This is a genomic window from Micromonospora sp. HM5-17 (assembly GCF_003762835.1).
Taxonomy (GTDB): Bacteria; Actinomycetota; Actinomycetes; order Mycobacteriales; family Micromonosporaceae; genus Plantactinospora.
Genome location: NZ_RJWA01000004.1, coordinates 405,751 through 428,223, shown reverse-complemented (window position 1 = coordinate 428,223; position 22,473 = coordinate 405,751). Strand labels below are relative to the sequence as shown.

Genomic DNA, 22,473 nt, shown 5'->3' with positions numbered 1-22,473 from the left:
TCGATCCGCGCGTGACGATGCCCACGTCCCGGCCCCGTGACCGTCGCCGGGCCCGGGATTGGCCCGGTACCGGCGCAATTGTCCGCGTACCGTAGGTGAGCGTGACACCACGCGGAGCAATGCCATGGATGGCCCCCACCACACCGGGAACCACCTCGTTGATCAAGACGACAAAATGACCGTGACGGAGCGGACCGTAGAAGACAGCCGGGTCCCGGAAGGCGGCCCCTGGCCGGCCGCCCGCCCCTGGCTCGGCACGGCGGCCCGGCTGGGTCTCGCCGCGGTGTGGCTGGTGGCCGGCGGTTCCAAGATCGGTGACCTCGACGCCTCGGGCCGAGCGGTCAACGCCTACCAGATCTTCCCGTACGACGTGGCGGTGGTGATCGGCGCGGCGCTGCCGTTCGTGGAGATCGCCCTCGGGATGATCCTGGTGCTCGGCCTCGCCACCCGGCTCGCCGCCGGGATCTCGACGGCGCTGTTGGTGATCTTCATCGCCGGCATCTCCTCGGCCTGGGCGCGCGGGCTCTCCATCGACTGCGGCTGCTTCGGCACCGGCGGTGACCTCGCCGCCGGTCAGGATCCGACGTACGGAACCGAGATCCTCCGGGATCTCGGTTTCCTGGTGCTCGCCGGCTTCCTCCTCGTCTGGCCCCGTACGCCCTACTCGGTGGACGCCGCGCTCGGGCGCGGCCTCGACGACGACGAACCGCCGGCGCTGGAGGAGGCACAGCCACGATGACCGACAGGAAGAGCCGCCGCCGGCCCACCAGGCCGGGCGAGTCCCGCCCCGGCCGCGCGGGCGAGTCCCGGGGCGGGCGGCCGGGCGAGTCCCGCGCCGGGCGGGCGGACAGCCGCGCGGCCCGGGTGATCCGGGAGCAGCGGGCCCGGGAACGGCGTCGCCGCCGCGCCCTCTGGACGTCGATCGGCGCGGTGGTCGTGCTGGTCGCCGCCGGGCTGATCGGCTGGGGGGTCACGGCCGCCCGGAACGCCGGCGACTTCACCCCGCCGGACGGCGCCAACCCGGAGGGCACCGGCATCGTGGTCGGCTCCGGCCCGGTCACCATCGACATCTACGAGGACTTCCTCTGCCCCTTCTGCAAACAGTTCGAGCAGCAGGCCAGCGGGACGCTCGACCAGCTCATCGCCCAGGGCAGGGTCCGGGTGACGTACCATCCGGTCGCGTTCCTCAACCGCTTCTCCAGCACCGACTACTCGACCCGGTCCTCCGCCGCCTCCGGCTGCGCCGCACAGAGCGGCAAGTTCCGGGAGTACGCCCGCGCGCTCTTCGACCGGCAGCCGCCGGAGGGCGGTGCCGGGCTCAGCGACGACGAGCTGGTCGAGATCGCCGTTGGAGTGGGGCTGTCCGGGGACAGTTTCCGCAACTGCGTCCGCGAGAATACGTTCAAGAAATGGACCGACCACGTGACCGAGGAGGCGAGTCGGGCGGGTATCACCGGGACCCCCACCGTCCTGGTCAACGGGAAGCAGGTGCAGGCGAGCGCCGAGGCGATCACCGCGGCGGTGACGGCGGCCGGCGGGTGAGCCGGAGCCAGCCGACGGCGGGGAGGGCGTCCCGGGTCCTGCTGGCGGTCGCCGCGGGCCTGCTCGGGGCGCTGGCGACCGCCGCACCGGCCGCCGCGCACGCCGCCGACGCCCCGGCCGGCAGCAACTACCGCGCCGTGGTCACCGGGGTCACCCCGGCCCTGCCCGGCCTGCGGATCCGGGTGGTGGAGGGGGGCGCCCGGCTGGAGCTGGAGAACCGGACCGGCCGCCCGATCGAGGTACTCGGCTACGCCGGCGAGCCGTACCTGGAGATCCGGCCGGACGGCGTCTACGAGAACGTCGCCTCCCCGGCGACGTACCTCAACCGGACCCTGGACGGCGGCACCACACCGCCGCCGGGCGCCGACCCGACCGCGCCGCCGTCGTGGCGCCGGATCAGCACCGAGCCGGTGGTCCGGTGGCACGACCAGCGGGCCCAGTGGCGGGAGGACGGGCCGCCGCCGCAGGTCGCCGCCGCACCGGACCGGCCACAGCGGGTCCGGGACTGGGTGGTCCCGCTCCGGGACGGCACCGTCCCGCGGGAACTGCGGGGGACCCTCGACTGGGTTCCGCCGCCGGATCCGCTGCGCTGGTGGAGCGCGAGCGTGCTCGGTGTCCTCGTCGTGGGCGCGCTCGGGCTGCTCCCCCGGGACTCCCGGCCCGGGCGCCGCGCCACGGTCGCGTTGGCCGCGCTGGCCGCGGTCGGCGGCGTCGCCGCGCTGGGTCACGCGCTGGGCCGGGGCGCCGACGCCGGTCTTTCGGGCATGCTGCTCGGGCTGGTCACCAGCCAGCTCTGGCCGGCACTGACCGGGGTGGCGGCGCTCGCCGCGGCGGCGTACGCGCTGACCCGACGCCCGGCCGCCGACTTCGCGTTGGCGCTGGCCGGGACCTGTCTGGCGCTCTTCACCGGCGTGACGAACGCGGCGGTCTTCCTCCACTCGGTGGTGCCGGCGCCCTGGCCGGCCCCGTGGGCCCGGGTGATGGTCGCGGTCGCGCTCGGGGTCGGGGGCGGGCTGGCCGGCGCCGGAGTCCTGCGGCTGCACGCCGCGGGCCGCTCCGCCGGCCGCGCCACCCGGTCCGGCCCGGCCGCCGGGCTCCGCCGTTGGTCGGTCGCGTTACCCGCCGCTACGGACCGACCGCTGCGGGAACGGACGCCACAGGACCAGGCACGGCAGGACCAGACGCTTCAGGACCAGACGCGGCAGGACCGGGCGTTTCAGGACCGGGCGGCGAGCTGACGGGCGGCCAGCGTCGGGTCGAAGCCGTACGGCAGCTCCAGCCGGTGCCGGGCCAGCAGCTCGGCGTCGGCGAGCAGTTCCGCGGTCGGCCCGTCGGCGACGATCCGGCCGGCGTCGAGGATCACCGCCCGGTCGCAGAGTTCCAGCGCGTACGGCAGGTCGTGGGTGACCATCAGCATGGTCACCGGCAGCCGACGCAGGATCGTGGCCAGCTCGCGGCGGGCGGCCGGGTCGAGGTTGGAGGAAGGTTCGTCGAGGACCAGGATCTCCGGGCGCATCGCGAGGACGGTCGCCACCGCGACCCGACGGCGCTGCCCGAACGACAGGTGCTGCGGCGCGCGGTCCCGGTGCGCGGTCATTCCCACCGCGTCCAGCGCCTCGGTGACCCGGGCCGCCAGTTCGGCGCCGCGCAGGCCGAGGTTCGCCGGCCCGAACGCCACGTCCTCGGCGACCGTGGGCAGGAAGAGCTGGTCGTCGGGGTCCTGGAAGACGATGCCGACCCGGCGGCGGATCTCGGCCAGGGTCGCCCGGTCCCGGTCCACGGTCAGCCCGCCGACGGTGACCGTCCCCCCGCCGCCGGAGAGGATCCCGTTCAGGTGCAGCACCAGGGTGGTCTTGCCGGCGCCGTTCGGGCCGAGCAGCGCGACCCGGCCACCCCGGGGCACGGTCAGGTCGACCCCGCGCAACGCGACGTGCCCGCCGGGGTAGCGGTAGTGCACGTCGCGGACCTCGAGAGACGGGACGTCGGAGGCGGTGACCTCGGCGGCCGAGACGCTGTCCACGTACCCGATCATCCCAGCACCACCGCGGCGGCGGCCATGCCGGTCGCGGTGAGCGGCACCGTGGCCGCGACCAGCCAGTGCCGGGCGGTGGCCGCGCCGCTGCCGCCCCAGGCGTCCGGCATCCGGCCCTGGTAGCCCCGGGCAACCATGGCCAGGTACACCCGCTCCCCGCGTTCGAATGCCCGGAGGAAGAGCGCGCCGACCCCGGCGGCGAAGCCGCGCAGCTGCCACAGGAAGCGGGGGTCGTCGCCCCGGGAGATCCGGGCGATCCGCATCCGCCGGGCCTCGCCGACCAGGACGTCGAGGTAACGCAGCATGAAGGTGGCGATCTGGGTCACGATCTGTGGGCAGCGCAGCCGGTCCAGGCCGAGCAGCAGGTCGCGCATCGTCGTCGTGGCGGCCAGCAGCAGCGAGGCGAGGACCCCGAGGGTTCCCTTGGCCAGGATGTTCCAGCAGCCGTAGAGGCCGTCGACCGACAGGTCCAGCCCGAGCCAGTGGACCCGTTCGCCGCGGCCGAGGAAGGGCAGTGCGAACGCGAAGACGACGAACGGCAGTTCGATCAGTGCCCGGGTGGCCAGCCAGCCCGGTCCGATCCGGGCCAACGCCGCCACCAGCAGGATCAGGAGGGCGTACCCGCCGAAGGCCCAGAACGCCTCCCGGGGGGTGGCGACCACGGCGATGGTGAAGACCACCATCGCCATGATCTTGACCTCGGGCGGCAGCCGGTGCACCGGCGACATCCGGTCCCGGTAGAGGACGTGCGCGTGCCCGGCCCCCATCGACCCGACCCCGCTACGGCCGGCCGTCGGCCGTTGCCGACATGTCGTCGCTCCGCTGCCCCGGCGCAGGGGTGGCGGAACCGGCCGGGCCGGCGGCATCCCCGGACGCGGCGGACCCCGCCGGGCCGGCGGTCGGACGACGGCGGGTCAGCCAGAACAGGCCGCCCCCGACGGCGAAGGTGAGCAGGACACCGAGCGCCCCGGCGAGCCCGGTGGAGAGGTACGTGTTGTCCACCCCCCGTACCCCGTAGTCGGCCAGCGGCGAGTCGGCCAGCTCGTGCTCCCTGGCCTGCTGCGCGGGACAGCTTCCGCCCACGATGGTGTCGTCGGCGTCGAAGACGCACCCCTTGCGCAGCGTGGAGTCGAGCCCGTCGGGATGGGCGGAGGCGAAGTTGCTCACCACACCGGCGAGCAGCAGAGCCACCAGCAGCCCGCCGAGGATGAAGAGACCCGAACGCTTCGTCACCCGTCCTCCTCCGCCGCTCACCGGGCACCTCCGGCGGCCGGCACCGGCGGCGTACCCGGGCTGGCGACAGTCCGGCCGCGCAGCGCGTGTACCAGATCGGGCCGGATCTTCGCCACGGTCACCACCGTGGTCGCGGTGATCAGGCCCTCACCCACGCCGATCAGCAGGTGCACCCCGGCCATCGTGCCGGCCAGGCCGGCGAGGCCGCTGCCGAGGTCGGTGGTGCCACCGAGCCAGTACTGCACGACGAAGCCCTGGGAGGCGGCCAGCACGCTGACCACCGAGGCGACGAAGGCGGTGACCGCGAGCCCGCTGACGGTCCGCGGCAGGAGGCGCAGCAGCAGCGCGACCAGCAGGTACGCCACCGCCGTGCCGAGCACCGCCATGTTGGTGATGTTGAGGCCGAGCATGGCCACTCCGCCGTCGCCGAAGACGAGAGCCTGGACGATCAGCACCACGGCGACGCAGAGCGCCCCCACCCAGGGGCCGACCAGGATCGCGGCAAGGGCACCGCCGAGGAGGTGCCCGCTGACCGCGCCGGTGAAGATCGGAAAGTTGAGCATCTGCACCGCGAAGATGAAGGCGGCCACCAGACCGGCCATCGGGGCCAGCCGGTCGTCCAGGTCCTGCCGGCCGCGCACCACGCAGAGCGCGAGCGCCGCGAGGGCGAACGCCGCGAAGACCGCCGCCACGGGACCGTTGATGATCCCGTTCGAGATGTGCATCGCCAGGGTATCCACGCGACCTCCTGTAGGCCGAGGGGGAGCCGCCCGTCGGCCGGCCCGGCCTATGGCCATGCTGACGTTGTTGCCATGCCTTTGCAAGAGGCGTACGTCAACCGCAACCTCGGGTACACCTGGCGCTAGGGTCGGGGCCATGACCTCACCCATCCGGCTCGCGCCCGGGGAGACCGCGCCCGACTTCACGCTCCCCACCGACACCGGCGGCACACTCAGCCTGAAGGAACTGCGTGGCCGCAAAGTGATCCTCTACGCCTACCCGGCCGCGATGACGCCGGGCTGCACCAAGCAGGCGTGTGACTTCCGCGACTCGCTCGCCTCGCTCCAGGCCGCCGGCTACGAGGTGGTCGGCATCTCGCCCGACCCACCGGAGAAGCTGGCGGCGTTCCGGGAGCGCGACGCGATCACCTTCCCGCTGGTCGCGGACACCGACCGGTCGGTGCTCACCGCCTACGGCGCGTACGGCGAGAAGCAGTCGTACGGCCGCACCGTCACCGGTGTGATCCGGTCCACGTTCGTCATCGACGAGGAGGGTCGGATCGAGCGGGCGCTCTACAACGTCAAGGCGACCGGCCACGTCGCCAAGCTCCGCCGCGACCTCGGACTGGACTGAACGTCCCGGCCGGGTGGCGGCGGGCCGCCCGGCCGGGACGCCGGACCGGACCGGCCCACCGGCGCCAGCGGTCCACCGGTCCGGCGGTCTAGACTCAGGATCGCGCGGGAGTGGTGTAATGGCAGCCACGCAGGATTTAGGTTCCTGTGCCTTCGGGCGTAGGGGTTCGACTCCCCTCTCCCGCACCGGAGACGCTGTCGCCGGCCACCGGTCGACCAGCGTGGATTGTTAGCGCGGTCACGAGCCACGCCCGCGCCGCCGGCCCCCGGCGACCGGCGGACGAGGATGGCCGACGTGGCCATCCGCTTCGTGCTCGATCCCCCACTGACCGCCGAGCTGCGCGACCAGATCGTGACGCTCTGGACCGCGGTGACCAACGCCGGCGGCGCCGTCGGGTTCGTCGGGCCGGTCACCGAGGCGGAGGTACGCCCGCTCGCGCTGGCCACCTTCGCGGAGGTGGCCGACGGCCCTGACCGGTTGCTGGTCGGGTACGAGGAGGAGCGGCCGGTCGCGCTGCTCTTCCTCACCGACAACCGCTTCCAGCTCAAGGCGCACTGGGGCATGCTCAAGCGGGTCATGGTCCACCCCGACCGGCAGGGGTACGGCTACGGTCTGGCCCTGATGCGGCACGCCGCCCAGGTCGCACGGGAGCTGGGCTGGGTGGCGGTGCACCTGACGGTTCGGGCCGGCAACGGCGTCGAGGAGTTCTACCGGCAGCTCGGCTACCGGGAGGTCGGGCGGCTTCCGGGTGCGCTCCGGGTCGCGCCGGGCGACGACCGCGACGAGATCCTGATGTGGCTGCCGCTCACCGAGTGAGCGTCCCACCCGGACACCGGGCGACCGGACACCGCGCGACCGGACACCGCGCGACCGGGGGCCGGCCGCGGCGACCCGACCGCCGGGACGGGACCGCCCGGCCCTCGGGAGGGACCCACCGGGACGCGACCGCCCGGTCGCGGGAACGGGACCGCCGGCACGGGTGGGTCACAGCCAGGACCCGCCGCGGGCACGACCCCCGGCACGGCGGGAGCCGGGGCGTGGGTGCCGATCAGCCGCAGGCCGCCGCCCGGGTTGCCGGGGCGGTCGGCGGAGCAGCGGGCGGGGCGGACGTCGGGCCGGCGGACGGCGTTTCGACGGGGCCGCTCGGCGGGGCAGGGCTGGCGGTGGGCGCCGAGGGGCGGGGCGACTCCGTGGCGGTGCCGTACAGCCGGACGCGGCTGCGTTGCACCTTCCGGGGCTTCAGCTGGATGCCGGTGGCGACCGCCTCGTTGCCGTGGATGTCGGTGACCCGGATCTCGTACGGCCCCATGCCGAGCCCGCCCTCGACCACCCAGTAATTGTCGGGCTGCCGCTTCGCGCGTCGCCACTCGCCGCCCGCCCGACGCACCGCCACCGACTTCAGCGGGTTGCCGTGGTTGCCCACCTGCACCGCGAACCACCACTTCGACGCGCCGCCCTTGATCCGGAAGGTGAGCGGGCCGGTGACCGGCGGGTTGACCACGAACCGGTACCGGATCGACACGATTCCCGCCGACAGGTCGGCGATCTTCGCGAATGCCTGCTTCGACAGGTCGATCTTGTTGCCCCTACAGCCGGCGCAGCGGTCCAGCACCATCACCCGGACCTTGCCCTTCGGCCCGGTCACCTCCAGGAAACTGCCGCAGGCCGCTCCGCCGGCGTACTGCGCGGGGCCGAGCGCCACGTAGAGGCGGTTGGCCGGGGGCCCGGGGAAGGAGCAGTTGCCGCCGGAGTTCCCGCCGTCGTAGTACGAGGCCTTTCCCTTGTAGACCTTCCCGCTGTCCGGCGGCGCGGCGCGGACGACCGCGGGCACGGCGACGCCGGGCGCCTGACCGTCGACCGGCGCCGGGGCGGCGACGGCGGCCACCCGCTCGGTCGGCGCCGGCAGCCGGGTGGCGGGGGCGAGGGCGGCGGCGCAGGCCGACGACTCTCCGGAGACCCAGACCAGCACGACCCCGAGCACGGCGGCGAGCACCGCGGCGCCGCCGCCCGCCAGCCACGGTCTCGACAGCCGGCGCCTCCACGCTGGCCGGCCGTCCGAACCGGACTCTGACCGGCCGTCCGAACCGGACTCTGACCGGCCGTCCGAACCGGGCTCTGGCCGGCCGTCGACGGGCTCGTCGGCGTCGTCAGGGATCTCCGGGTTGTCGGTCATCCCGGGCATGGTGCCGGACGGGCCACGACCGACGCAAGATCTGGGCGCACCAGCCCGGATCAGGTCGATTGAGGACAGATCACCGAACTGCCGTGCCGGGCCTGACCTAGTCGGGAAGCAGGTCGACGGGGTCCCCCACCCGCACCGTGGTGCCGGTGCCGGCCGGGCCGAGCAGCGGCACGAGGTTCTGCCCGAACAACAGCTGCCGGTCGCGGTTGCGGTGTCGCGCCAGGGTTCGCAGCGGTTCGTGGCCACGTACCCCGGTCTCCTGGTCCGTGGTGGTGACCACGCAGCGGCCGCAGGGCTTGGCCACCCGAAAGACCACCGGGCCGATCCGCAGCCGGCGGCCGAGCCAGTCGTCCTCGGCCCACGGCGCGGCGCCGCCCACCACCAGGTTGGGACGGAAGCGGGTCATCGGCAGCGGACCCTCGGGGCTGCCCGCCGCCGCCAGCCATTCGTTCAGCGCGTCGAGCGAGGCCCGGTTGGCCAGCAGCAGCGGATAGCCGTCGGCGAAGCTGACCCGGTCGTCGGGCCCGACGCCGTGGACGTCGGGAATCGGCCGGGCGGCCGGATCGCCCAGCCAGACCAGCCGTACCTTCCGATCGAGGGTCTGGGAGAGCCAGTCGTTCGCCGCGGGGTCGGCGACCCGGGCCGGCACCCCCGGCTGGTGGGCGAAGACCCGCACCTCGGCCGGCTCGCCGTCGACCGGCTCGGCGACCTCGAGTGCGGCCCGGCCGGCGGCCCGGAGCAGCAGTCCGCCCGGGCGCGGCTCGGGGCGCACCGTGACCAGTGCCGGCTCCTGGCGCTGGGTGACGCCGACGCCCTCGTCGTCGACGACCATCCAGCGCCGGTCGCCGGCCAGTCCCCACGGCTCGACCCGTGCGTCGTCGAGGTCGAGCCGGTAGCAACCCTTGATCGGGTACGTCTGGATGGCCGCCAATCGCATGTCGCCACCGTGCCACAGCGCGGCGGCGAGCAGCAGCACATATTTGGCGGGGCCCCGGCGCCGGCCGCACCCCGTGCGCGTCTTCTCAGGTCCCGGCGTCTCGTTGCCTCCTGAAATGTTCTATGCATACCCTCGTCTTGTGAATGACAGCGCTGTCGTCGCGGCGCCGCCGACGGACCGCGTACTCGACCTGTTCCAGGGCGTCCGGCTGACCCCGACCCAGCGGCGGATCGCGCACAGCCTGGTCCAGCACGCCGCCTCCGCCGCCTTCCTCTCCGCGGCCGAGGTCGCCGAGCTGGCCAAGGTCAGCCAGCCCTCGGTGACCCGGTTCGCGATGGCACTCGGCTACGACGGCTACCCGGCGCTGCGCCGCCGGCTCCGGGAGATCATCACCGCCGGGTACGCCGGGTCGGACGCCGCGCCGGTCGACAACGAGATGCAGCGGGCGATCCGGGCCGAGGCCGACAACCTGCACCGCCTCGCCGCGCAGCTCGCCGACCGGGAGACGGTGACCGCCGCCGGGACCCTGCTCGCCGGCAGCCGGCCGCTCGTCGTCCTCGGGCTGCGGGCCGCCGCGCCGCTCGCCGGCTACTTCGCCTACTTCGCCGCCAAGGTCCACCCGGACGTCCGGGTCCTGGACTCCGGCGGCAGCCTGCTCACCGACCGGCTGGAACAGGCCCGTACGGCCGGCGCCTCCGCCATGCTGGCGATCGTGCTCCCCCGCTATCCCCGGGAGGCGTTGGAAGCCCTCGCCGAGGCGCGGGCGGCCGGGATGTCGGTCGTGGTGATCACCGACTCCGCGGTCAGCCCGGCCGCCGAGCACGCCGACCTCGTGCTGCCGGCGGCGGTCGGTTCCCAACTCGTCTTCGACCTGCACACCGCACCGATGGCGATGGCGATGGTCCTGTTGCAGGCGGTTTGCGACGCCGCACCCGCCGACGTCCAACGTCGGCTGGAGGAGTTCGAACGGTCCGCCGCCCGCCGGCAGCTCTTCGTCGGCTAGCGCCCGACGCCGGCCCCGACCCGCGCCGGAATCCAGGAGAACGGAGTTCCCATGCCCGACCCCATCCGCGCCCCACGCGGCACCACCCGGACCGCCGTCGGCTGGCCGCAGGAAGCCGCGCTGCGCATGCTGATGAACAACCTCGACCCGGAGGTCGCGGAGCGCCCCGACGACCTCGTCGTCTACGGCGGCACCGGCCGGGCGGCCCGAGACTGGCCGTCGTACCACGCGCTGGTCCGGACCCTGACCACCCTCGGCAACGACGAGACCATGCTGGTCCAGTCGGGGCGGCCGGTCGGGGTCCTGCGGACCCACGAGTGGGCGCCCCGGGTGCTGATCGCCAACTCCAACCTGGTCGGCGACTGGGCCACCTGGCCGGAGTTTCGCCGCCTCGAACAGCTTGGCCTGACCATGTACGGCCAGATGACCGCCGGCTCGTGGATCTACATCGGCACCCAGGGCATCCTGCAGGGCACCTACGAGACCTTCGCCGCGGTCGCGGCCAAGCTCGCCGCCCGCCGCGCCGCCGGGCAGCAGCCGAGCGACAACTCGCTGGCCGGCACCCTGACCCTGACCGCCGGCTGCGGCGGGATGGGCGGCGCGCAGCCGCTGGCCGTGACGATGAACGGCGGCGTCTGCCTGATCGTCGACGTCGATCCGGGGCGGCTGGCGCGCCGGGTCGCCACCCGCTACCTCGACACCGTCGCCGACTCACTCGACGACGCGGTGGCGCAGGCCCTCGCGGCCAAGCGGGAGCGACGGCCGCTCTCGGTCGGGGTGGTCGGCAACGCCGCGCTCGTCTTTCCCGAGCTGCTGGCCCGGGGTGTCGAGATCGACATCGTCACCGACCAGACCAGCGCGCACGACCCGCTGTCGTACGTGCCGGTCGGGGTCGACCTCGCCGACGCGGCCGAGCTGGCCCGCACCAAGCCGGCCGAGTACACCGCGCGGGCCCGGGAGTCGATGGTCCGGCACGTCGAGGCGATGGTCGGCTTCCTCGACGGCGGAGCCGAGGTCTTCGACTACGGCAACTCGATCCGGGGCGAGGCGAAACTCGGCGGCTACGACCGGGCGTTCGACTTCCCAGGCTTCGTGCCGGCGTACATCCGGCCGCTGTTCAGCCAGGGCAAGGGCCCGTTCCGCTGGGCGGCGCTGAGCGGGGACCCGGCCGACATCGCCGCCACCGACCGGGCCGTGCTCGACCTCTTTCCGGAGAACGAGTCGCTCGCCCGCTGGATCCGGCTCGCCGGGGAGCGGGTCGCCTTCCAGGGCCTTCCGGCGCGGATCTGCTGGCTCGGCCACGGCGAGCGCGACCGGGCCGGGCTCCGGTTCAACGAGATGGTCGCCTCCGGCGAGCTCTCCGCCCCGATCGTCATCGGTCGCGACCGCCTCGACGCCGGCTCGGTCGCCTCGCCGTACCGGGAGACCGAGGCGATGGCCGACGGCTCGGACGCGATCGCGGACTGGCCGCTGCTCAACGCCCTGGTCAACACGGCCAGCGGCGCCTCCTGGGTGAGCATCCACCACGGCGGCGGGGTCGGCATCGGCCGTTCCCTCCACGCCGGGCAGGTCACCGTCGCCGACGGCACCCCGCTCGCCGCGCAGAAGATCGAACGGGTGCTCAGCAACGACCCGGCCACCGGCGTGCTCCGGCACGTCGACGCCGGCTACCCGGAGGCGGTCGAGGCCGCGACCCGGGGCAACCTGCGCATCCCCATGACCGAGCAGTAAGGAAGGGCCCCTTGTTATCGGATTCGGTTGTAGAAGGGCCCCTTCCTAACAGTCGGGAGGTGGCCGAGTTCCGCCGGCTCTGGGACGAGATCGCGCCGATCGGCCGCGATCCCGGCACCGGCGGCTACCTCCGGTACGGCTACACGGAGCCCGTCCGCCGCTTGGAGGAGTGGTTCGCCGCCACCGCCACCGGCGACGGGGCGCACACCGTCGAGCCGGACGGCAACGGCAACCTGATCGCCTGGTACGGCCCGCGGCCGGGGCCGGCGGAGCGGGCCGGCGACGCCGTACTGCTCGGCAGCCACCTCGATTCGGTGCCGTACGGCGGCGGCTACGACGGTCCGCTCGGCGTCGTCAGCGCGCTGCTCGCGGTCCGCGCCCTGCGCCGGGCGGGCCGGACGTTCCGTCGCCCCGTCGGGGTGGTGGCCTTCGCCGAGGAGGAGGGCTCCCGGTTCGGCGTACCCTGCCTCGGGTCGCGGCTGCTCACCGGCGCGCTCGACCCGCAACAGGCGGCGGCGCTGACCGACCGGGCCGGGATGACCCTCGCCGAGGCGCTCGGCGGCACGCCGGCCGGGGCCCGCCCCGACCTGCTGGCCCGGATCGGCGTCTTCGTCGAACTCCACGTGGAGCAGGGTCGGGCCCTGGTCGACCTGGGCGCGCCGGTCGGGGTGGCGAGCGGGATCTGGCCACACGGCCGCTGGCGGCTGGACTTCACCGGTGAGGCGAACCACGCCGGCACGACCCGGATGGCGGACCGGCGCGACCCGATACTGACGTACGCCTTCACGGTGCTGGCGGCGAACAAGGAGGCCCGGCAGCGCGGCGCGCACGCCACGATCGGCCGGGTCGAGGTGGAGCCGAATGCCACCAACGCCGTCCCGGCCCGGGTCCGGGGCTGGCTCGACGCCCGGGCGGCCGACGTCGAGACGCTGGACGCCCTGGTCGAGGCGGTTCGGGCCAAGGCCGCTGAGCGGGCCGCCCGGGACGGCACCACCGTCGCGGTCACCCGCGAGTCGCTGACGCCGTCGGTCACGTTCGACGGCGGGCTGATCGCGGCGGCCCGGCGGCTGCACGCCGACGGCGTACCGGTGCTGCCGACGGCCGCCGGGCACGACGCGGGGATCCTCGCCGCGCACCTGCCGACCGCGATGCTCTTCGTGCGCAACCCGACCGGGGTGTCGCACTCGCCGGCCGAGTCGGCGACCGACGAGGACTGCGCCGCGGGCGTCCGGCATCTCGCCGCCCTCCTCGACGACCTGGCCGGACGATGAGCCGACCGGTGAACCTGCCAATGGGCCGGCCAACGAGCCGGACGATGAACCGACCGGTGAACCTGCCAATGGGCCGGCCAACGAGCCGGACGATGAACCGACCAACGAGTCGGGCGACGGGCCGACGGGGTGGCCGATGACAGCGCGCCGTTACCACGCCGAGTACGCCTGGCTGCCGGACCGACCGGAGCCGGACGCCGACGTGCTGATCGAGATCGCCGACGGGCGCTTCACCCGGGTCGTCCCGGGCCACCCCGCCCCGCCGGACGCCCAGCGGCTGCCCGGGGTGACCCTGCCCGGGCTGGCCAACGCCCACTCGCACGCCTTCCACCGGGCGCTGCGCGGGCACACCCAGGGCGGGCGTGGCGACTTCTGGAGCTGGCGCGAGCGGATGTACGCGGTCGCCAGCCGGCTCGACCCGGACAGCTACCTGGCCCTGGCCCGGGCGACGTACGCCGAGATGGCGCTGGCCGGGATCACCTGCGTCGGCGAGTTCCACTACCTGCACCACCGCCCCGACGGAGGGCGCTACCACGACCCGAACGCGATGGGGGCGGCGCTGATCGAGGCCGCCGCCCAGGCCGGGATCCGGCTCACCCTGCTCGACACCTGCTACCTGACCGCCAGCGTGGACGGGCAGCCGCTCGCCGGGCCGCAGCGCCGGTTCGGCGACGGAGACGCGACCCGCTGGGCGGAGCGGGCCGGCGCCATCGCCCCGAACGACACCGCGTCGGCGTCGTTCCCGGTCACGGTGGGCCGACACGTCCGGGTCGGGGCGGCGGTCCACTCGGTCCGGGCGGTCCCCGCCGACCAGATCCCGATCGTCGCGGCGTGGGCGGACGCGCGCGGCGAACCCCTGCACGTGCACCTGTCGGAGCAGCCGGCCGAGAACGAGGCGTGCCGGGCGTACCACGGGAAGACCCCCACCGAGGTGCTGGCCGACGCGGGCGCGCTCGGGCCGCGGACGACGGCGGTGCACGCCACCCACCTGACCGACGCGGACCGGGCGCTGCTCGGTGGCGCCCGGACCGGGGTCTGCCTCTGCCCGACGACCGAGCGCGACCTGGCCGACGGGATCGGCCCGGGCCGGGCCCTGGCCGACGTCGGCTGCCCGGTCAGCCTCGGCAGCGACAGCCACGCCGTGATCGACCTCTTCGAGGAGGCCCGCGCAATGGAGCTGGACGAGCGGCTGGCGACGCGGATTCGGGGGCACTTCACCCCGGCCGAGTTGCGCGACGCCGCGACGGTGGCCGGGCATGCCGCGTTGGGCTGGTCGGACGCCGGCACGATCGCGATCGGCGCCCGGGCGGACCTGGTCACCGTCCGGCGGGACAGCCCGCAGACGGCCGGCGTGCCGCCGGTCGGCGTCCTCTTCGCGGCGACCGCCGCCGACGTGACCGACGTGCTCGTGGACGGACGGGTGGTGGTCCGGGAGGGCCGGCACGTGACGATCGACGTACCGGCCGCGCTGGCGGCGGCGATCACGGCGGTGACGGGCTCGGGACCAGGGCGGTGACGCGGTGCAACTGCTGATCGACAACATCGGCGAGCTGGTCACCAACGTGGCCGGCAGCGGCGAGGGCGGCCCGCTCGGCATCCGCCGCAGGGCGGCACTGCTCATCGAGGAGGGCCGGGTCGCCTGGATCGGCCCGGCCCGCTACGCACCGGCCGCCGACCGGCGGATCGACGTCGACGGCGCCGCCGTCCTTCCCGGGTTCGTGGACAGCCACGCGCACCTGGTCTTCGCGGGGGACCGGGCGGCCGAGTTCGCCGCCCGGATGGCCGGGCAGCGGTACACCGGCGGTGGGATCCGGACCACGGTCGCGGCCACCCGGGCGGCCGACGACGAGACCCTGCGCGGCACCGTCGCGCGGCTGCGCGCCGAGGCGATGCGGCAGGGAACCACCACGATCGAGATCAAGAGCGGGTACGGGCTCAGCGTCGCCGACGAGGCCCGGTCGCTGCGGATCGCCGCCGAGTTCACCACCGAGACGACGTTCCTCGGCGCCCATGTGGTCCCCCCGGAGTACGCCGACCGGCCGGACGACTACGTCGGGCTGGTCTGCGGGCCGATGCTGCGCGCGGCGCTGCCGTACGCGAGGTGGATCGACGTCTTCTGCGAACGGGGCGCCTTCGACGCCGACCACGCCCGGGCGATCCTCACCGTCGGGCAGGCCGCCGGCCTCGGCGTCCGGGTGCACGCCAACCAGCTCGGCCCCGGGCCGGGGGTGCAGCTCGGCGTGGAACTCGGCGCGGCGAGCGTCGACCACTGCACCCACCTGGACGACCTCGACGTCGAGGCGCTGGCGATGTCGGAGACGGTGGCGACGCTGCTGCCCGGGGCCGAGTTCTCCACCCGGTCGCCGTACCCCGACGCGCGGCGGCTGCTGGACGCGGGGGTGACGGTGGCGCTCGCGACGGACTGCAACCCCGGGTCGTCGTACACGTCGTCGATGCCGTTCTGCATCGCGCTGGCGGTCCGGGAACTGGGGATGACCCCGGCGGAGGCGGTCTGGGCGGCGACCGCCGGCGGCGCCCGGGCACTACGCCGCGACGACCTCGGGGTGCTCCGACCCGGAGCCCCGGCCGACCTGAGCATCCTCGCCGCCCCCTCCCATCTGCACCTGGCCTACCGGCCGGGGGTTCCACTGATCAGCCAGGTCCTGCACAACGGAGTACCGCAATGTCAACCGTGACCCGACCCGTCGTCACCGTGACCCCCACCGGGGTGACCCCCGAGGACGTCCTCGCGGTGGCCCGGGGCACCGCCACCGTGGTCCTCGACCCGGCCGCCGTCGAGGCGATGTCGGCGAGCCGGGCGATCGTGGACCGGATCGAGGAGACCGGCCGCCCGGTGTACGGCGTCTCGACCGGGTTCGGCGCGCTCGCCACCACCTTCGTCGCCCCACAGCGGCGGGCCGAGTTGCAGCACGCGCTGATCCGCTCGCACGCCGCCGGGATCGGCGCCCCGATGCCCCGGGAGGTGGTCCGGGCGATGATGCTGCTGCGGGTCCGTTCCCTGGCGCTGGGCCATTCCGGGGTACGCCCCGAGCTCGCCCAGGCCATGGTCGACCTCCTGAACGCCGACCTCACCCCGTGGGTGCCGGAGCACGGTTCGCTCGGCGCCTCCGGCGACCTGGCGCCGCTGGCGCACTGCGCGCTCGTGCTGCTCGGCGAGGGCTGGGTGCTCGGTCCGGACGGCAGCCGGCGGGAGGCGGGCGAGGCGCTGCGCGCGGCCGGGCTGGCCCCGGTGACGCTCGCCGCCAAGGAGGGGTTGGCGCTGGTCAACGGCACCGACGGGATGCTCGCGATGCTGCTGCTGGCGATCGCCGACGCCCGGCACCTCCTGACCATGGCGGACGTGACGGCGGCGCTGGCGATCGAGGCGATGCTCGGCTCGGACCGCCCGTTCCTGCCGGAGCTGCACGCGATCCGCCCGCATCCCGGGCAGGCGGTCTCGGCGGCGAACATCCACCGGCTGCTGCAACGCTCCGAGATCATGGACTCGCACCGGGACGACCTGTCGCACGCGGTGCAGGACGCGTACTCGATGCGCTGCGCGCCGCAGGTCGCCGGGGCGGCCCGGGACACCCTCGCGTTCGCCGCCGAGGTGGCCGGCCGCGAGCTGGCATCGGTGGTGGACAACCCGGTGGTGCTGCCGGACGGCCGGGTCGAGTCGACCGGCAACTTCCACGGCGCCCCGCTCGGCTTCGCCGCCGACTTCCTGGCGATCGCCGCCGCCGAGGTCGGGGCGATCGCCGAACGCCGGGTGGACCGGCTGCTGGACGTCGCCCGGTCCCGGGACCTGCCCGCGTTCCTCTCCCCCGACGCCGGGGTCAACTCCGGGCTGATGATCGCCCAGTACACCGCCGCCGGGATCGTCGCGGAGAACCGGCGGCTCGCCGCCCCGGCCTCGGTGGACTCGCTGCCCACCAGCGGCATGCAGGAGGACCACGTCTCGATGGGCTGGGCGGCGGCCCGGAAGCTGCGCAGCGTGCTGGACAACCTCACCAGCCTGCTCGCGGTGGAGCTGGTCGCCGGGGTACGCGGGCTGCAACTGCGGGCTCCGCTCACCCCCTCCCCCGCCGGTCGCGCCGCGCTGGCGGCGGTCCGGGGCTTCGCCGGTGAGCCCGGGCCGGACATCTTCCTCGCCCCGGTGCTGGAGGCGGCCCGGGCGGTGATCTCCGGTCCCGAGCTGCGGGCCGTCATCGAGGCCGAGGTCGGGCCCCTCGGCTGACCGCCCTCAGTAGCGCGCGGCGTACCAGGTCGGCGGCTCGCCGAACATCGCGGTGAAGTCCCGGGTGAGGTGCGCCTGGTCGGCGTAGCCGAGCTCGGCCGCCAGCGCGGCCCAGTCGACCGCGTCGCCTGAGGCCAGGCGCTCGGTCACCTCGCGCAAGCGGTAGCGGCGGATCACCCACTTCGGGCCGACACCGACGTACTCGGCGAAGAGCCGCTGCACGCCGCGCACGGTCAGCCCGACCTCCCGGGCCAACGCGTCGACCCGGAGCACGGTCGGTCGCGCGGCGACGACGGCGACGATCCTGGCTGCCTCCTCCGCCCTCGGGTCCGGCTCGGGCAGCCGGCTCCGCAGGTAGCGCTCGACCGCCGCCACGTCCGGTCGGGACGGCGGCTCGCCGGGAAGGATCTCGCGCGCCGGCACCGCGCGATCGGTGAGGGTCGAGACCGGTACGCCGAGGAACGGCCGGAAGCCGCCGGGGCGGAACGCCACCCCGAAGACCGAGCCGCGGCCCGCCAGCACCCGGTACTGGTGGCCGCTGCTGACACCCCGCACCGTGGCGGTGCCGCCGAGAAAGGTCAGGTGCACGTTCGGGTACGGCACGACGAGTTGCCGGTACGGCTCGTCGTACTCCCAGGAGACCATCCAGTAGCGCTCGACGAACGGCGCCAGCTCCGGGGACGGGGCGGCGACGGCGTGGCGCTGGAACCGCCGCCACGCCCCCGCCAACTCCCGAACGTCCCTGGCCACGGGCCCCAGGCTATGTCGCGTTCGTTCAAGACGGCCGCCGAGGCGAGGTGCTTTGCTGGTCGCCATGACAGACGTGCGACTGATGGCGAAGGCCGCCGACGGCCTGGCGGAGATCGTCCGCGACATCAAGCCCGACCGGCTCGGCGACCCGACCCCGTGCGGCGAGTACGACGTCCGCAAACTGATCAACCATCTGCTGTTCTGGGGGCCCTCGCTGGAGGGCGCGGCCCGGAAGGAGACCGTGCCGCCGCCGGCCGCCGCCGAGACGGAGATGGACCTGACCGGCGGTGACTGGTCGGCGGCGCTGCTGGCCCAGGTGGAGCGGATCGCCGCAGCCTGGGGCCAGCCCGCGGCCTGGGAGGGCAGCACCCACATGGGCGGCCCGACCGAGATGCCGGCGGCCCTGGTCGGCGCGATGATCGTGACCGAGCTGGTGGTCCACGGCTGGGACCTGGCCCGGGCGACCGGCCAGGAGCGGAGCTGGGACGACGAGGTGGTCGGGTACCTGCTCGACAGGGTCGGGACGTTCGCCGAGCAGGGCCGGCAGCTCGGTGTCTTCGGGCCGGTGGTGCCGGTGCCCGACACCGCGCCGGCCCTGGACCGGGTGCTCGGCATCACCGGCCGCGACCCCGGCTGGGCCGCCGCGCGGTAGGTCCGGGAGCCTCCGGCCTCAGCGGTGCCGGGACACCGTCCGGTCCGGGCGTGCCCCGTCGGCCCGCTCGTCCAGCACCGCCGGGGCCCCGTCGACGACTCCCGCCGCGCCGGCCGCGGTCGGCGCCTTCTCGGGCAGGTCGAGGCTGGTCCGCAGCGTCACCGGCCGGAGCAGCACGACGGCGATCACCCCGACCACCGCGATCGCCGCGGAGATCAGGAAGATGTGCCCGGTGGCGTCGCCGTACGCGCTGCGCACGATCTGCACCACGGCCGGGGACAGGACATCCAGATTGAGGAGGCTGCCGCCGGCCTTCCCCGAACCCGAGACCGGGATGCCGGCGGCAGCCAGGTCGTGGGTGATCTGGTCGGTGACCCGGCGGGCCAGCACCGCACCGAGCACCGAGACCCCGATGGTGCCGCCGAGAGACCGGAAGAAGGCGACGCTGGAGCTGGCCGCGCCGACGTCCCGCAGCGCGACCGTGTTCTGCACCGCGAGGACCAGGTTCTGCATGGTCATGCCGACACCGACGCCGACCAGGAACATCCCCGCGCCGACGACGGTCAGCGAGGTCTCGTGGTCGATGGTGCCGAGCATCAGGAAGCCACCGACCAGGATCAGCGCGCCGACGATGACGTACGGCTTGATACGGCCGCTCCGGGTGATCATCTGGCCGACCACGATCGAGGAGCCGAGCACCCCGACCATCATCGGGATGGTCAGCAGGCCCGCCTCGGTCGGGCTGTAGCCCCGGCCGATCTGGAAGTACTGCCCGAGGAAGACGGCGCCGCCGAACATCGCCATCCCGACCGCCAGGCTGGCGACGATGGCGAGCGCGGTGGTGCGCTCCCGGACGATCGTCAGCGGGACGATCGGCTCGGCGGCCCGGGACTCCACCAGGACCGCGAGGGCGAGCAGCACGATCGAGGCGCCGACCATCGCGCCGGTCTGCCAGGAGATCCAGGCGAACGAGTCGTCGACGAAGGAGATCCAGATCAGCAGCACGCTCACTCCGGCCGTGATCAGCGTGGCACCCAGGTAGTCGATCCTGACGTCCTCCCGCCGGACGGTGGGCAGGTGCAGGGTCGCCTGGAGCACGATCAGCGCGATGATCGCCACCGGCACTCCGACGAAGAAGCACCAGCGCCAGCCGAGCCACGAGGTGTCGACGATGACCCCGCCCAGCAGCGGTCCGCCGACCGTGGCGAGCGCCATCACCCCGCCGAGATAGCCGTTGTACCGGCCGCGCTCCCGCGGCGGGATCATCGCCGCGATCACCACCTGGACCAGCGCCTGGAGGCCGCCGACGCCGATGCCCTGGAAGGCCCGGGCGGCGATCAGCTGGCCGGCGTTCTGGCTCAGGCCACTCACGATCGAGCCCAGCACGAAGATCACGATCGCGGTCTGGACGAGGATCTTCTTGTTGAACAGGTCGGCGAGCTTCCCCCAGATCGGGGTGGCCGCGGTCGCGGTGAGCAGGGTGGCGGTGACCACCCAGGTGTACTGGGTCTGCGAGCCGTTCAGCGCTCCGATGATCTTCGGCAGCGCGGTCGAGACGACCGTGCCGCTGAGCATCGCGACGAAGAGCACCAGGAGCAGCCCGCTGAGCGCCTCCAGGGTCTGCCGATGACTCATCGGCTCCGCGTCGGGCACGGTGGTCGTCGTGGTGGGTGCGCTCATCGCGCGGCCTCCCGCGTGTCGTGTGGGTTGTCCTGCTCGGCAGCCGCGCCGTCGAGGCTGCGCTGGATGTCGGTGACAAACCGCCCGAGCGCCGAGGCGAACGCCGTGACCTCCGTCGGGTGCCAGTCGGCGAGCGCGCGGGCGAGCAGGTCGACGTACCAGTCCCGAGCCCGGGCGAGCGCGGCCCGTCCGGCGTCGGTCAGCACGAGGAAGCTCGCCCGTCGGTCGGCCGGGTCGGTACGCCGGACGAGCAGGCCCTGGGCCACCAGCGCGGCGACCAGCCGGCTGACGGTCGACGGGTCGAGCCCGGCCCGCTCAGCGAGTTCCTTGGCGTGGCAGCCGGCGACGCCCCCGGCGTGGCAGCCGACCTGGTCGGTCAGCTCCTCGATCCGCATCAGGAGGCCGACCATGCCGAACGGTACGGCCGGTTGCTCCGCCGACCGGTGCTGCCGGAGTATCCGGATCAACCGGTTGAACTCGCGCAGCCGGTGCAGGAGTTCGCGGGCCCGCTCGTCGGTCTCCACGTCCGCCTTTCGTCGGGCAGTTGGTTGCCACACACAAGCATCTACTGATCTTGCTCTGTGTGCAAGTTTTCGCGTTGAGAAATGGATCACGACGACGTACCCTGGGGGCCGATGGAGGCGACGGTGGGACGTCGGGAGCGCAAGAAGGCGGCGACCCGGCAGGCGCTGCACGAGGCGGCGCTGCGACTCGCTGCCGAGCAGGGCCCCGACCAGGTGACCGTCGAGGCGATCGCCGACGCCGCGGACGTCTCGCGGCGAACCTTCTCCAACTACTTCGCCAACAAGGAGGAAGCCCTCTTCCACGCCGATCTGGTGCGGATCCGCCACCTCCTGGAGCTGGTGCACCAGCAACCGCTCGACGTACCCCCCTGGACCGCGCTCACCCGGGCCATGGACCAGCTCGTCCGGGAGACGGACGAACCCGACCCACTCTGGGTCGCCCAACGCCGGCTGATCCGCAACCACCCGAGCCTGGCCGCGCACCAGATCACCGTCTACGGCACCATCGAGCGGGAACTGGCGGCCGAGCTGACCCGTCGGCTCCCGTCGGACCCGGAGACGCCGCTGCGCGCCCAGGTCCTCGCCGGAACCTTCCTCAACGCCGTCCGCATCGCCATCTCGCACTGGATCGACCATCCGGAACGGCCCCTCGCCGACCTGGTGCGCACCGCCCTCGGCTACGCGACGACGCACTGACCGGGAGCACGCCACCATGGACCCCCACCCCCGCCCCGCGCGGACGCGGACCCGGAGCCGGCCCCTCGGCACCGGGGCCGACGCCCGCGCCCGGATCCAGCGGGTCGCCCTCAGACTCTTCGTCGAGGAGGGGTACGACCGGACCTCGCTCCGGGAGATCGCCGAACGGCTCGGGGTGACCAAGGCCGCGCTCTACTACCACTTCCCGGCGAAGGAGGACATCGCGAACAGCCTCCTCGAGGAGCGGATCGCCGCGCTCGACGCGCTGATCGACTGGGCGGAGCGCCAACCCGACCCCGCGAAGATGCGCCTGGAGTTCGTCCGGCGGTACGAGGCCGGCCTGTACGGGACCGACCGGCACGCGGAGATCGTCCGGTTCCTCGCCCGCAACCCGCTCGTTCTCGATCTCCTCCCGGCCGGTCAGCGGCTGCGCGACCGGATGCGGCGGGTCCTCGTCCTGCTCGCCGGTGCCGACGATCCCCCGGCGATCCGGCTACGCCGGATCACCGCCCTGCTCAGCCTGCACCTGGGCGACCTGCTGCCCGACCGGCCCGAGGACGAGCAGGCCCGCCGCGCCGCCGCGCTCACGGTCGCGCTGCACACCATGGCCGGAGTGTGACCGAGGGGCTCGGTGACCGGGCGACCACGGT

23 protein-coding genes and 1 tRNA gene are annotated in these 22,473 nt (G+C 74.1%); 15 read left to right on the top strand and 9 right to left on the bottom strand.

Going from position 1 to position 22,473, the window contains the following annotated elements; translation table 11 throughout:
* The first annotated feature begins 181 nt into the window (after nt 1–181).
* Genes EF879_RS15305 through EF879_RS15295 form a run of 3 tightly spaced genes read left to right on the top strand, consistent with a single transcriptional unit; the run spans nt 182 to nt 2,780 of the window.
* Nucleotides 182–739, top strand: a complete 558-nt coding sequence (locus tag EF879_RS15305) for a DoxX family protein (RefSeq protein WP_305036052.1) — start codon at nt 182–184, stop codon at nt 737–739.
* The gene (locus EF879_RS15300) at nt 736–1,542 is read left to right on the top strand and encodes a thioredoxin domain-containing protein (RefSeq protein ID WP_123559081.1); all 807 of its coding nucleotides are present in this window, start codon (nt 736–738) and stop codon (nt 1,540–1,542) included. Before EF879_RS15305 ends, EF879_RS15300 begins: the two co-directional genes overlap by 4 nt.
* A complete protein-coding gene (locus EF879_RS15295; RefSeq protein WP_233604479.1) occupies nt 1,539–2,780 on the top strand; it encodes a hypothetical protein in 1,242 nt (413 codons plus the stop codon). The genes EF879_RS15300 and EF879_RS15295 overlap by 4 nt, the downstream gene beginning before the upstream one ends.
* Here EF879_RS15295 and EF879_RS15290 read toward each other — a convergent pair.
* Genes EF879_RS15290 through EF879_RS15275 form a run of 4 tightly spaced genes read right to left on the bottom strand, consistent with a single transcriptional unit; the run spans nt 2,759 to nt 5,547 of the window.
* Nucleotides 2,759–3,574: an energy-coupling factor ABC transporter ATP-binding protein gene (locus EF879_RS15290; protein WP_123559079.1), complete on the bottom strand. Its 816-nt coding sequence runs from the start codon at nt 3,572–3,574 to the stop codon at nt 2,759–2,761. The genes EF879_RS15295 and EF879_RS15290 overlap by 22 nt on opposite strands.
* Nucleotides 3,571–4,341: a cobalt ECF transporter T component CbiQ gene (cbiQ, locus tag EF879_RS15285; RefSeq protein WP_123559077.1), complete on the bottom strand. Its 771-nt coding sequence runs from the start codon at nt 4,339–4,341 to the stop codon at nt 3,571–3,573. The genes EF879_RS15290 and cbiQ overlap by 4 nt, the downstream gene beginning before the upstream one ends.
* 13 nt (nt 4,342–4,354) lie before the next feature.
* Entirely contained in the window at nt 4,355–4,807 is a 453-nt protein-coding gene (locus EF879_RS15280) for a PDGLE domain-containing protein (protein ID WP_123559075.1), read from the bottom strand.
* 17 nt (nt 4,808–4,824) lie between these two features.
* Nucleotides 4,825–5,547, bottom strand: coding sequence for an energy-coupling factor ABC transporter permease (locus tag EF879_RS15275; RefSeq protein ID WP_123559073.1), 723 nt, complete (start codon nt 5,545–5,547; stop codon nt 4,825–4,827).
* Between the two features lie 136 nt (nt 5,548–5,683).
* On the opposite strand from EF879_RS15275, the gene bcp reads away from it, so the two are divergent.
* The 3 genes from bcp (at nt 5,684) to EF879_RS15260 (ending at nt 6,976) form a co-directional block, all read left to right on the top strand.
* A complete protein-coding gene (bcp, locus tag EF879_RS15270) occupies nt 5,684–6,160 on the top strand; it encodes a thioredoxin-dependent thiol peroxidase (RefSeq protein ID WP_123559071.1) in 477 nt (158 codons plus the stop codon).
* A gap of 104 nt (nt 6,161–6,264) precedes the next feature.
* Nucleotides 6,265–6,345: transfer RNA gene (locus tag EF879_RS15265), tRNA-Leu, on the top strand.
* Between the two features lie 100 nt (nt 6,346–6,445).
* Nucleotides 6,446–6,976, top strand: coding sequence for an N-acetyltransferase family protein (locus EF879_RS15260; protein ID WP_370375501.1), 531 nt, complete (start codon nt 6,446–6,448; stop codon nt 6,974–6,976).
* 232 nt (nt 6,977–7,208) lie between these two features.
* Here the strand turns inward: EF879_RS15260 and EF879_RS15255 are convergent, their stop codons facing one another.
* Together EF879_RS15255 and EF879_RS15250 are read right to left on the bottom strand one after the other, a co-directional pair.
* A complete protein-coding gene (locus tag EF879_RS15255; RefSeq protein ID WP_123559069.1) occupies nt 7,209–8,333 on the bottom strand; it encodes an expansin EXLX1 family cellulose-binding protein in 1,125 nt (374 codons plus the stop codon).
* A gap of 106 nt (nt 8,334–8,439) precedes the next feature.
* Nucleotides 8,440–9,279 carry an MOSC domain-containing protein gene (locus EF879_RS15250; protein WP_123559270.1) on the bottom strand — a complete coding sequence of 280 codons (840 nt, stop codon included), beginning with the start codon at nt 9,277–9,279 and terminating at the stop codon, nt 8,440–8,442.
* A 139-nt stretch (nt 9,280–9,418) separates the two neighbouring features.
* Between EF879_RS15250 and EF879_RS15245 the strand changes: the two genes are divergently transcribed.
* The 6 genes from EF879_RS15245 to hutH all read left to right on the top strand — a co-directional run bounded on the left by EF879_RS15245 (nt 9,419) and on the right by hutH (nt 17,521).
* Nucleotides 9,419–10,282, top strand: a complete 864-nt coding sequence (locus tag EF879_RS15245) for a MurR/RpiR family transcriptional regulator (protein ID WP_123559067.1) — start codon at nt 9,419–9,421, stop codon at nt 10,280–10,282.
* Nucleotides 10,283–10,333: 51 nt separating this feature from the next.
* A complete protein-coding gene (gene hutU / locus EF879_RS15240; RefSeq protein WP_123559065.1) occupies nt 10,334–12,013 on the top strand; it encodes a urocanate hydratase in 1,680 nt (559 codons plus the stop codon).
* 11 nt (nt 12,014–12,024) lie between these two features.
* Nucleotides 12,025–13,284, top strand: coding sequence for an allantoate amidohydrolase (locus EF879_RS15235; protein ID WP_123559063.1), 1,260 nt, complete (start codon nt 12,025–12,027; stop codon nt 13,282–13,284).
* A 136-nt stretch (nt 13,285–13,420) separates the two neighbouring features.
* Complete coding sequence (locus tag EF879_RS15230; protein ID WP_123559061.1) at nt 13,421–14,800, top strand: formimidoylglutamate deiminase; 1,380 nt, start codon at nt 13,421–13,423, stop codon at nt 14,798–14,800.
* 4 nt (nt 14,801–14,804) lie between these two features.
* The gene (gene hutI, locus EF879_RS15225) at nt 14,805–15,980 is read left to right on the top strand and encodes an imidazolonepropionase (protein WP_123559059.1); all 1,176 of its coding nucleotides are present in this window, start codon (nt 14,805–14,807) and stop codon (nt 15,978–15,980) included.
* The gene (hutH, locus tag EF879_RS15220) at nt 15,968–17,521 is read left to right on the top strand and encodes a histidine ammonia-lyase (protein WP_123559057.1); all 1,554 of its coding nucleotides are present in this window, start codon (nt 15,968–15,970) and stop codon (nt 17,519–17,521) included. The genes hutI and hutH overlap by 13 nt, the downstream gene beginning before the upstream one ends.
* Nucleotides 17,522–17,527: 6 nt before the next feature.
* On the opposite strand, the gene EF879_RS15215 is transcribed toward hutH, so the two are convergent.
* Complete coding sequence (locus EF879_RS15215; RefSeq protein WP_233604477.1) at nt 17,528–18,271, bottom strand: helix-turn-helix domain-containing protein; 744 nt, start codon at nt 18,269–18,271, stop codon at nt 17,528–17,530.
* Between the two features lie 64 nt (nt 18,272–18,335).
* On the opposite strand from EF879_RS15215, the gene EF879_RS15210 reads away from it, so the two are divergent.
* Entirely contained in the window at nt 18,336–18,923 is a 588-nt protein-coding gene (locus EF879_RS15210) for a TIGR03086 family metal-binding protein (RefSeq protein WP_123559054.1), read from the top strand.
* An 18-nt stretch (nt 18,924–18,941) separates the two neighbouring features.
* Here EF879_RS15210 and EF879_RS15205 read toward each other — a convergent pair whose 3' ends face one another.
* On the bottom strand, nt 18,942–20,603 hold the full coding sequence (locus EF879_RS15205) for an MDR family MFS transporter (RefSeq protein WP_123559052.1): 1,662 nt from the start codon (nt 20,601–20,603) through the stop codon (nt 18,942–18,944).
* Nucleotides 20,600–21,127 carry a MarR family winged helix-turn-helix transcriptional regulator gene (locus EF879_RS15200; RefSeq protein ID WP_199736434.1) on the bottom strand — a complete coding sequence of 176 codons (528 nt, stop codon included), beginning with the start codon at nt 21,125–21,127 and terminating at the stop codon, nt 20,600–20,602. Before EF879_RS15200 ends, EF879_RS15205 begins: the two co-directional genes overlap by 4 nt.
* 111 nt (nt 21,128–21,238) lie before the next feature.
* Here EF879_RS15200 and EF879_RS15195 point away from each other — a divergent pair, with 111 nt between their 5' ends.
* Nucleotides 21,239–21,823 (top strand): TetR/AcrR family transcriptional regulator, encoded by a 585-nt coding sequence (locus EF879_RS15195; protein WP_123559266.1) that lies wholly within the window; start codon nt 21,239–21,241, stop codon nt 21,821–21,823.
* Between the two features lie 16 nt (nt 21,824–21,839).
* Nucleotides 21,840–22,442 (top strand): TetR/AcrR family transcriptional regulator, encoded by a 603-nt coding sequence (locus EF879_RS15190; protein WP_123559050.1) that lies wholly within the window; start codon nt 21,840–21,842, stop codon nt 22,440–22,442.
* Nucleotides 22,443–22,473: the final 31 nt, after the last annotated feature.

What these genes read in the sequence shown, in the direction of transcription:
- EF879_RS15290 (WP_123559079.1), bottom strand. Translation starts at nt 3,574, where the DNA reads ATGATCGGGTACGTGGACAGCGTCTCGGCCGCCGAGGTCACCGCCTCC.
- EF879_RS15300 (WP_123559081.1), top strand. Translation starts at nt 736, where the DNA reads ATGACCGACAGGAAGAGCCGCCGCCGGCCCACCAGGCCGGGCGAGTCC.
- EF879_RS15205 (WP_123559052.1), bottom strand. Translation starts at nt 20,603, where the DNA reads ATGAGCGCACCCACCACGACGACCACCGTGCCCGACGCGGAGCCGATG.
- EF879_RS15210 (WP_123559054.1), top strand. Translation starts at nt 18,336, where the DNA reads ATGACAGACGTGCGACTGATGGCGAAGGCCGCCGACGGCCTGGCGGAG.
- hutU (WP_123559065.1), top strand. Translation starts at nt 10,334, where the DNA reads ATGCCCGACCCCATCCGCGCCCCACGCGGCACCACCCGGACCGCCGTC.
- EF879_RS15230 (WP_123559061.1), top strand. Translation starts at nt 13,421, where the DNA reads ATGACAGCGCGCCGTTACCACGCCGAGTACGCCTGGCTGCCGGACCGA.
- bcp (WP_123559071.1), top strand. Translation starts at nt 5,684, where the DNA reads ATGACCTCACCCATCCGGCTCGCGCCCGGGGAGACCGCGCCCGACTTC.
- EF879_RS15190 (WP_123559050.1), top strand. Translation starts at nt 21,840, where the DNA reads ATGGACCCCCACCCCCGCCCCGCGCGGACGCGGACCCGGAGCCGGCCC.
- cbiQ (WP_123559077.1), bottom strand. Translation starts at nt 4,341, where the DNA reads ATGGGGGCCGGGCACGCGCACGTCCTCTACCGGGACCGGATGTCGCCG.
- EF879_RS15250 (WP_123559270.1), bottom strand. Translation starts at nt 9,279, where the DNA reads ATGCGATTGGCGGCCATCCAGACGTACCCGATCAAGGGTTGCTACCGG.
- EF879_RS15255 (WP_123559069.1), bottom strand. Translation starts at nt 8,333, where the DNA reads ATGACCGACAACCCGGAGATCCCTGACGACGCCGACGAGCCCGTCGAC.
- EF879_RS15195 (WP_123559266.1), top strand. Translation starts at nt 21,239, where the DNA reads ATGGAGGCGACGGTGGGACGTCGGGAGCGCAAGAAGGCGGCGACCCGG.
- hutH (WP_123559057.1), top strand. Translation starts at nt 15,968, where the DNA reads ATGTCAACCGTGACCCGACCCGTCGTCACCGTGACCCCCACCGGGGTG.
- EF879_RS15260 (WP_370375501.1), top strand. Translation starts at nt 6,446, where the DNA reads ATGGCCGACGTGGCCATCCGCTTCGTGCTCGATCCCCCACTGACCGCC.